Genomic DNA, 8,876 nt, shown 5'->3' with positions numbered 1-8,876 from the left:
TGCTGGGCGGACGCCTGGTGCGGCGCCTGGGCCCGGGCCGGGCGATCCCCTGGTTCATGCTCTTCGCCCTGGGCGCGTTGCTGGTGTTGACCGCCGCGCTCGGGCTCCAGGCCTCGTTGCCGTGGCTGGTGTTCGCCGCGTTTTTGCTGGCCTGCGCCATGGGCGCGGTGTCGACCCTGGTCTTCGGTTTGATGATGTTTTTCTCGCGCCAGAACCGCCAGGCCGCCGACTACGGCCTGCAGGCCAGCCTGTTTGTGCTGACCCGGCTGCTGGTGCCGATCGGCGCCGGGGTCTTGCTCGACCGCAGCGGCGCGCTGGGCATGCTCGCCGGCCTGTCGCTGGCGATGGTGGGTGTATGCGGCCTGGCACTGGCCGCACGGCGTTCGATTACCCAGGCCACGGCCGGGGTGTATGGGCAACCCGACAAGGCAGTCGGCGCGCCACCGGGTTCCGGCTGACGGGGGCTTGAGCCACCCCCGTCAGCCACACCGAACCTGTTGACGATTTAGCGAGTGACGCTCAGGCACGGCAAAAATGCCTGAGAAAGCGGAGTTCAGGCCTCTTACTGAGCCTTTCGAAGCCGTTTTTAACGCCGCATGGGCTAAGCGCAGCCAATCGTGGACAGGTTCTCAAGCGTACGTTCGACATAATAGGGATGAGTCCATGAAGGCTACTTTAGGTATCTGTCTGATTACCCAGGCTCAGCCTCTGATCGAAGACGTGGCATTTGTCATCGAGCAGTTGCAGGCCGGTTTGCAGCCACCGGCCAACGCCGCGGATTGGCCGCCGGTCAGCGCCGATTGCGAAGCCATGCACCGTGCCCTCGGGCCCCGTCCCCAGAGTGAGGCGGTGCTGGAAACCCTGATGGTCCAGGCCCAGCGCTATCTGCAAGGCAACCCGGCGAACAGCGCGGCCTTGCCCGATCTGTGGTTGCTGACCTTCGACTCGCCACGGGCGGCACAAGAACACTTGCGCTGCCAGACCCCGCCGCTGTCCAACGAGCTGTTCATTCTCGACCTCGGGCACCAGGCCGAGGCCGGCGCCGAGGACCCCTTCGACGAGCTGATCGAAGCCGCGCCCGAATCGCGCCTGTCACCCCATTCGGCGCTGTTGTATTGCGCCTTGCCGGCGCTGCCGGGGTGGATGAACCGTATCGGCGGCAACCGTCACCTGCGGGTGGCGGGGGAGGACCGTGCGGCGCGCCGCGCCGACCTGCTGCGGATCGTCCTCGATCACCTGGAGCACGCCCACTTCAACCGGCTGCTGGCGCGCTCCATCAGCGGCCCCTTGCTCTCGGTCAGCCTGGCCACCGAGGTCACGCGCTTTATGCGCAGCCGCTGGCAGGAGCGCTGGGACTTTCATTCCTACACCGGCTCCATGGTCGCCGGGCTGATCCAGTCGATGCAGGACAACGTCGCCGGTAGCGGCATCCGCTGCCTGGGCGGGTGCAACGAACACAGCCTGGCGGTGAGTGCCATGGCCGGCTGGCAGCTGTTTGGCCGGGCCTATGTGATCACCGTGACCTCGGGGATGATTGACGAGTTTCGCGGCACCCTGGCCAACCTCAAGCGCCTGGGCGCGCCGGGGCTGATCATCTGCGCCGACAGCCCGGACAGCGTGTGGTACGCGTTCCAGGGCACCCAGGACGCGGACAACGACGGGCGCCGGGTGATCGAGGCCCGGGGCCTGCGCCAGGTGTTTATCCGCAAGGTCGAGGAGATCGGCGCCCGCCTGGAAGAAGCCTTCGCCATGCTCGCCGAGCGGGCCGAGCCGGTGTTTATCCTGGCCACCCAGGGCGTGCTCGAATCGCGGCCCCAGGTGCCGTTGAACGCCGGAGCCCGCGGCGCCCCTGGCCCGGCTGCTCGAGCCTGGCCAGCGCGCGGCCCTGGACCAGGCCCTGGACCTGATCAACCACCAGCCGCTGCACCTGCTCTGGCAGTGCGGCAAGCTCAGCCCCGAACAACGCCTGCGCGTGCTGGCCCTGGCCGAACGCGGCGCCATCGGCCTGGCCGACAGCATCACCCAGCCCGGCAGCATCGGCCCCTATCACCAGGGCCGGCCGGTGGCCGAGTACCTGGGGCCGCTGTCGCTGTATGGCTTCAGTCGCCGGGTGTATCGCTTCGTGCACACCGAACACGAACTCAACGGGCCCCAGGAGCACTGCGTGTTCTTCCTCAAGGGCAAGGTCGACCAGGCCTCCACGCCGTTTTCCGAGGGCAAGCTCAAGCGCCAGTTGCGGGTGGTCCAGGTCAACCATGAGCCGCGTCACCTGTCGCCGTTCACCGACCTGGCCCTGGACGTGCCTCTGGATGTGTTCCTCGACCATATCGAGGGCGGCCTGCAGGTCGAGCCACAGATTCTCCAGCTGCGCCGCGACAAGTTGCAGGCCATGGCCCGCAGCAGCGAGAGCGTGGCGGCCGACCACATCGAAACCCTGCCGATGACCTCCAACTACTTCTTCCAGCGCCTGGGGCAACTGGTGCGCGAGCTGATCGAGCAGCAGGGCTATCGCTACACCGGGGTCTACGACGTCGGCCGCTGCGGGATCTCCGCGGTGCGCAATGTGCCGCGCACCGACCCCGGGTTCTCCGGCTGGTACGGCCGCGCGCTGATGGGCGACGGGTTGATGGCCTTGCCCTATATCGCCATCACCGGCGAGCGCAACGTGCTGGCCTTTGTCGGCGACGGCGCCCGGGCCCTGGTGCCGGACATCGAGACGCGCTTGGCCGAAGGCCTGTCCCGGGACCCGACGGCCGGCGCACGCAACGTCAGCCTGTTCTACCTCACCAACGGCATGCTCTCGCTGATCCAGACCTACCTCGACAAGCGCTATGCCCACAACGGCGCGCAGCAAGTGAGCATCACCCACCGCGCGCTCCAGGCCGCGCCGCTGCAGCAGGTTGGCGCCATCAGCGTGCACCGCGAGCGCCTGGTGCGTTTCGACGAAGCGGCCCTGCGCAGCGCCCTGACGCGCCCCGGCCAATTGAATATTTTCGACGTGTTGCTGGCCCATAACTCGGAAGGCGACGGCTTGAGCCTGGTCTCCGAAACCGCCTGGAACCGTCAATGAGTCAGCACCAAGGACAACCCGCCATGAAATTCGGTTTTATCGCTCACCCGACCTCCATTGCCCTGCAACGCCAGGTCAAGATCATCGACCTGCTGGACCGCACCCTGGCCGAGCAGGATCGCGGCTATCAGCCTCACCTGTGGCAGCCGCGCAACCTGGTGCCGTTCGCCGATTTCGGGCGCATCGTCAGTGCCACCGGCGCCACCTGCGAAGGCATCCTGCATTACCTGCCACTGACCGCCGAGCAAATGCTCAGCCAGCCGCGCACCATCGCCGGCCGAGTCCTGGAAGGCGTGCACAGCCTGCAACAGCAGGGCGCGCAACTGGTGGGACTGGGAGGCTTTACCGCGATTGTCGGCAACCGTGGCTTGCAGACCCTGGACCGCAGCGGCGTGGCGGTGACCACCGGCAACTCCCTGACCGCCTATGCCGCCTACAAGAACGTGCTGGAGGCCATGGCGCGCCTGGACGTGGCGCCGGACGAGGCTGAGGTGGCGGTGGTCGGCTACCCGGGTTCGATTGCCCTGGTGATCGCCAAGCTCCTGGCCCGCGACGGCTGCCGCTTGCGCCTGGTGCACCGGGGCAGCGCCGAACAGGGGCGTGAAAGCCTGGCCTACCTGCCGGCAGAAATGCACGGCCAGGTGCGCCTGACCTCGGACATCGACAGCTGCTACGACGAGCTGCGCTTCTACGTCGCCGCCACCTCCAGCGGCGGGGTCATCGACCCGTACCGCCTGGCCCCGGGCTCGGTGGTGGTGGACGCCGCGCTGCCCCGCGATGTGCTGCCGTACCGGCACGAGCGCAAGGACATCCTGATCATCGACGGCGGCCTGGTGTCGGCCAGCCAAGCCCTGCGTTTCGGCACCGAGACCCTGGGCCTGGCACCCAAGAAGTTCCTCAACGGCTGCCTGGCGGAAACCCTGGTGCTGGCCCTGGAAGGCCGGGCCGAAGCGTTTTCCATTGGCCGCGAACTGCCCGAGGAACGGGTCCTGGAAATCGGCCGCATCGCCGAGTTGCACGGTTTTTCGCCGTCGCCCATGGCCTCCTATGGCGAGCGCCTGCGCGAGGAAGACTTCCAGGCCTTGCGCCGCTTCCATCGGCGCAGCGTGGCCGCCACCGCCACCGCCACCGCCATCGATCAGCCGGCCGCCCTGCGCGCCGAAGTCCTGCGTTGCTTTAGCGAACACATCAACCCGGTGCTGCGCGAGTTCTACCAGTTCAACCACATCGAGCACGTGTTCACCCATGGCAGCGGTTGCTGGCTGACTGACCTGGACGGCGGGCGCTACCTGGATTTCGTCGCCGGCTACGGCTGCCTGAACACCGGGCACAACCACCCCCGGGTCAACCAGGCGTTGCAGGACTACCTGCAACAGCAGCACCCGACCTTCGTCCAGTACGTCTCGGTGCCGCTGCAGACCAGCCTCCTGGCGCAGCGCCTGAGCGAGTTGGCCCCGGGCAATCTGCAGCGGGTGTTCTTCAGCAACTCCGGCACCGAGGCGATCGAGGCCGCCTTGAAACTGGCCATGGCCGCCATGCAGCGGCCACGGGTGCTGTACTGCGACAACGGCTACCACGGCAAGACCCTGGGCGCGCTGTCGGTGACCGGTCGCGACAAGCACCGCGACCCGTTCAAGCCGCTGCTGTCGCGCTGCGATTCGATCCCCTTCGGCGACCTCGACGCGCTGGAGGCAGCCTTGAGTCAGGGCGATGTCGGGGCCTTTATCCTGGAGCCGATCCAGGGCGAGGGCGGGGTGATCCTGCCGCCGCCGGGCTACCTGAAACAGGTGCGGGCGCTGTGCGATGCCCACGACTGCCTGATGATTCTCGACGAGATCCAGACCGGCCTCGGCCGCACCGGCAAGTTGTTCGCCTGTGAGTGGGAGCAGGTGGTGCCGGACATCATGGTGCTCTCCAAATCCTTGTCCGGCGGCGCCGTGCCCATCGGCGCCACGCTGTCCAGCGCCGAGCTCTGGGACCGCGCCTACGGCAGCATCGACACCTTCGCCTTGCACACCTCGACCTTCGGCGGCGGCAACTTCGCCTCGGCCTCGGCCCTGGCCACCCTGGACGTGATCGCCGACCAGGACCTGGCCGGCAATGCCGCCCGGGTTGGCGGCCAGCTCAAGGAGGCGCTGCGCGAGGCGGTCAGCGGCTACCCGTTTATCCGCGAGGTGCGCGGCGTGGGGCTGATGATCGCCATCGAGTTCCAATACAGCTTCGACGGTGGGGTCGAGGCCTTTGTCCGCGAGTTCGCCAGCCGGATCCCGGGCAATGCCGCGGGCACCTACCGCATGCTTTCGGGCAAGGCCAAGCGGCATATCGAGGAAGCCATCAGCGAGGTCGAGAAGAACTTCGAGGAGATGTTCGTCCTGCGTTTTGTCAGCAAGCTGTCCCGTGAGCATGGGGTGCTGACTTTCGTCACCGCCAACAACAACCGGGTGATGCGCATCCAGCCGCCGCTGGTGCTCAACGACGCCGAGGCGCGGCATTTTGTCGAAGCCTTCAGTGCCGTGTGCAAGGACATGTCGACCTTTCTCGCCTGATTAATCGCGCAGGGCGGCCGGCCTTCGGAAGAGGGCCGGGCAGCGGGCGCACAGTTGCGCTCGCTGTTCGATTGAATACGAATTCGTCCCCTTCGAATATGAAAAACGCCGGTACTTGAATTGCTTAATCCAAGTTGCTAGTTGAGAATCGATTGCATTCATAGACAGGTATTACTTATGAAACTTCCTGCACTTGTAGAACCTACAGCGAACTTAAGTAACGAAGAAATAACCCGTTATAGCCGCCACTTGCTGATCCCTGATGTCGGCCTCGATGGCCAGCGTCGGCTCAAGAGCAGCAAAGTGCTGGTGATTGGTGCCGGCGGCCTGGGTTCGCCGGCGCTGCTGTACCTGGCCGCGGCCGGTATCGGCACCCTGGGCATCATCGATTTCGACCGGGTGGACGAGTCCAACCTGCAACGCCAGGTGATCCACCGGGTGGCCACGGTCGGCCAGCTCAAGGTCGAGAGCGCGGCCGCCGCGATCCACGATCTCAACCCCCATGTCCAGGTCCAGGTCTACGACCAGCGCCTGGAGCCGGAAAGCGCGGTCGAGCTGTTCAGCCAGTACGACCTGATCCTCGACGGCACCGATAACTTCGCCACCCGCTACCTGGTCAACGACGCCTGCGTCCTGGCCAACCGGCCCTATGTCTGGGGCTCGATCTTCCGCTTCGAAGGCCAGGCCTCGGTGTTCTGGGAAAACGCCCCGGGCGGCGTCGGGCTCAACTACCGCGACCTGTACCCCGAGCCGCCGCCGCCGGAACTCGCGCCTTCGTGCTCCGAAGGCGGGGTGCTGGGGATTCTCTGCGCCTCCATCGGCGCGATCATGGCCACCGAGGCGATCAAGCTGATCACCGGCATCGGCGAGAGCCTGCTGGGCCGCCTGATGGTCTACGACGCCCTGGAAATGTCCTACCGGCAAATGCCCCTGCGGCGCTTGCCCAATCGCCGGCCGATCGAGGCCCTGAGCGACTACCAGGCCTTTTGCGGCCTGAACGCGCCGGTCGGCGTGCAGCCTTCGGACATCCCTTCGATCAGCGCCCGCGAGCTGCACCAACTGCGTGAAAGCGGCCAGGACCTGCTGTTGATCGATGTGCGTGAACGCACCGAGTGGGACATCGTGCGGATCCAGGGCGCCCAGCATCTGCCCAAGGGCCCCAAGCTCGCCGAGCTGATCGAGACCCGCTTCGGCAAGCACGCCAACCTGGTGCTGCACTGCAAGTCCGGGGTGCGCTCCAAGGCGGTGTTGCTGGAATTGCAGCAGCGTGGGTTCAGCAATGTGCGCAACCTGGACGGCGGGGTGCTGGCCTGGGTGCGTGATGTCGAGCCGTCGTTGCCGTCCTATTGAGCCGAGACAGGGGAGCCGAGATGTTGAGTCTTCGTGCCGGCCTGCTGGAGGCCATGTTGGAGCAGGCACGGCGGGATCACCCCGTGGAAACCTGCGGCATCATCGCCGCGCCTCTGGGGGAGAAAACCGCCGAACGCCTGGTCGCCATGGACAACGCCTCGCGTTCGCCGACCTTCTTCAGCTTCGACCCCAGGCAGCAGCTGCGGGTCTGGCGCGAGCTGGATGAGCGCGACGAGGAATGCCGGGTGATCTACCACTCGCACACCGCCAGTGTGGCGTATCCGAGTGCCGACGATGTGCGTTATGCCGGCGATCCGAGCGTGCACTACGTGATTGTTTCAACCCTGCCGGACATTGAAGCGCCGATACGCAGTTTTCGAATAATCGATAACAAAGTGACCGAAGAAAGTATTTATATCGTTCGCTAAATCTATGACTGGCAAACGTTAACTAACGACCCACTTATTAATAACGGGCTGTATAAGGCTCGGGGAGTTCTGTATGTCGATTTCCGTCAATGTGCCCACTTTGTTGCGCACTTTTACCCAAGATAAAAAGCGTGTCGAAGTTCAAGGAAGTACTGTTCTGGAAGTTATCGAACACTTGGAACGGGACTATCCAGGGGTCAAGGAACGCCTGATCGGCGACGGCCAGGTGCACCGTTTCGTCAACATCTACGTCAACGACGATGACATCCGTTTTGCCGACAACCTGGCCACCGCGCTCAAGCCGGGCGACGCCATCACCATCCTCCCGGCCGTGGCCGGCGGCTGAGGTTCGCCGAACCCTACGGGCCTGCGCGGCGTACCTCACCCGAGGCCATCGCGCAGTGGCATGCAATCACTCTGGCGTCTGTCTTATGTCTCCTCTCTTACAGGGCTGCACCCTCAGCGGCGGCTTTGCTCCATCGGCCACCGGGTTCGCCCCGCTGGCCGCGTCACTGCGCTATCAAGCGACGGCGCTGGGCCTTGCGCCGCGTATCAACCCTGCCGATGCGGGGCAGCCGGGGCTGGGTTTCACCTTGCGCCATCCCGACCTGCAACCGGTGCAGGCCCTGGTTCACGCCTGGCCTGATGGCCGCTCTCGGGCTTTCAGCGAACACACGCTGCAGGCCGCTTGCGGTTTGATGTCGGTGCACGGTCGGGCCAGTGGCAAGGCCCAGGGGCTGGGGCTGGACTACGTGGCCAACCTCAGCGCCAGCCTGGCCTTGCAGGGGGCCTTCGCTGCCGCCCTGGGCCAGTTGCGCGGTGGTGAGTGGCGTGAGGTGCACAGCTCGATGGCCGCGGCCGGGGTGCTGAGCATTGGCCAATACCTGGCGGGTGCCACGGCCGGCGCCGAGGCCGAGCACCTGCTGCCGGGCGCCACCTGCGCCAGGAATCGCCCGCCCTTTGTCTCGGCCGACGGCGTGCACTTTGAACTGGAAACCCTCGACGCCGAACCCTGGCGCCGCTTCTGGTCCGCTGTGGGCATCGACGGCGAGCTGGCGGGGCAGGGCTGGAAGGCGTTTCTGCTGCGCTATGCCAAGGCCATTGCGCCCATGCCGCCGGCGTTTCGTCAGGCGCTGTCGCGCTTGTCCATGGCCCGTATCGAGGCCGTGAGCGCCTTGAGCGGCATGGCCGTCTGCCCGTTGCGCAGCCTGCCACAGCGCGCTGCCGACGCCGATCTGTCGCACCAGCGCCGCCAGGGCCCCTGGGCCTTCAGCGCCGGCCTGGGCAGTGACGCCGGCTGGCCGGCCCTGGCCCAGGGCGGCTTGCCCTTGAGCGGGCTGACGGTGATTGAATCCTGCCGGCGGATTCAAGGCCCGCTGGCCGGCCACCTGCTGGCCATGCTCGGCGCCGAGGTGGTGCGCATCGAACTGCCTGGCGGCGACCCGCTGCGCTCCATGGCGCCTTGTGCCGAGGGGGTGTCGG

7 protein-coding genes and 1 pseudogene are annotated in these 8,876 nt (G+C 66.1%); all 8 read left to right on the top strand.

The features are described 5' to 3' along the window. Nucleotides 1–458: pseudogene (locus tag CF161_RS33135) on the top strand (MFS transporter); the annotation flags it as partial. 205 nt (nt 459–663) lie between these two features. Further along, nucleotides 664–2,259, top strand: a complete 1,596-nt coding sequence (locus CF161_RS11135; RefSeq protein WP_256206356.1) for a hypothetical protein — start codon at nt 664–666, stop codon at nt 2,257–2,259. Further along, nucleotides 2,165–3,070 (top strand): hypothetical protein, encoded by a 906-nt coding sequence (locus CF161_RS33385; RefSeq protein WP_256206355.1) that lies wholly within the window; start codon nt 2,165–2,167, stop codon nt 3,068–3,070. The genes CF161_RS11135 and CF161_RS33385 overlap by 95 nt, the downstream gene beginning before the upstream one ends. Nucleotides 3,071–3,093: 23 nt before the next feature. After that, complete coding sequence (locus tag CF161_RS11130) at nt 3,094–5,616, top strand: aminotransferase class III-fold pyridoxal phosphate-dependent enzyme (RefSeq protein ID WP_020296675.1); 2,523 nt, start codon at nt 3,094–3,096, stop codon at nt 5,614–5,616. A gap of 177 nt (nt 5,617–5,793) precedes the next feature. Beyond that, complete coding sequence (gene moeB, locus CF161_RS11125; RefSeq protein WP_020296674.1) at nt 5,794–6,966, top strand: molybdopterin-synthase adenylyltransferase MoeB; 1,173 nt, start codon at nt 5,794–5,796, stop codon at nt 6,964–6,966. A 20-nt stretch (nt 6,967–6,986) separates the two neighbouring features. Then, nucleotides 6,987–7,394 (top strand): Mov34/MPN/PAD-1 family protein, encoded by a 408-nt coding sequence (locus tag CF161_RS11120; protein ID WP_020296673.1) that lies wholly within the window; start codon nt 6,987–6,989, stop codon nt 7,392–7,394. Nucleotides 7,395–7,467: 73 nt separating this feature from the next. Beyond that, nucleotides 7,468–7,740 carry a MoaD family protein gene (locus tag CF161_RS11115; RefSeq protein WP_020296672.1) on the top strand — a complete coding sequence of 91 codons (273 nt, stop codon included), beginning with the start codon at nt 7,468–7,470 and terminating at the stop codon, nt 7,738–7,740. Between the two features lie 85 nt (nt 7,741–7,825). After that, the coding region (locus CF161_RS11110) for a CoA transferase (protein ID WP_020296671.1) at nt 7,826–8,876 on the top strand (1,051 nt) is incomplete at its 3' end.

This window comes from Pseudomonas sp. CF161 (assembly GCF_000416215.1).
Taxonomy (GTDB): Bacteria; Pseudomonadota; Gammaproteobacteria; order Pseudomonadales; family Pseudomonadaceae; genus Aquipseudomonas.
The sequence above is the reverse complement of the archived record's forward strand: the minus strand, read 5'-3'. Positions and strand labels throughout refer to the sequence as shown.

Excerpts from the sequence above, each read along its gene's own strand:
- moeB (WP_020296674.1), top strand. The coding sequence starts at position 5,794 with ATGAAACTTCCTGCACTTGTAGAACCTACAGCGAACTTAAGTAACGAA.
- CF161_RS11130 (WP_020296675.1), top strand. The coding sequence starts at position 3,094 with ATGAAATTCGGTTTTATCGCTCACCCGACCTCCATTGCCCTGCAACGC.
- CF161_RS11115 (WP_020296672.1), top strand. The coding sequence starts at position 7,468 with ATGTCGATTTCCGTCAATGTGCCCACTTTGTTGCGCACTTTTACCCAA.
- CF161_RS11120 (WP_020296673.1), top strand. The coding sequence starts at position 6,987 with ATGTTGAGTCTTCGTGCCGGCCTGCTGGAGGCCATGTTGGAGCAGGCA.
- CF161_RS11135 (WP_256206356.1), top strand. The coding sequence starts at position 664 with ATGAAGGCTACTTTAGGTATCTGTCTGATTACCCAGGCTCAGCCTCTG.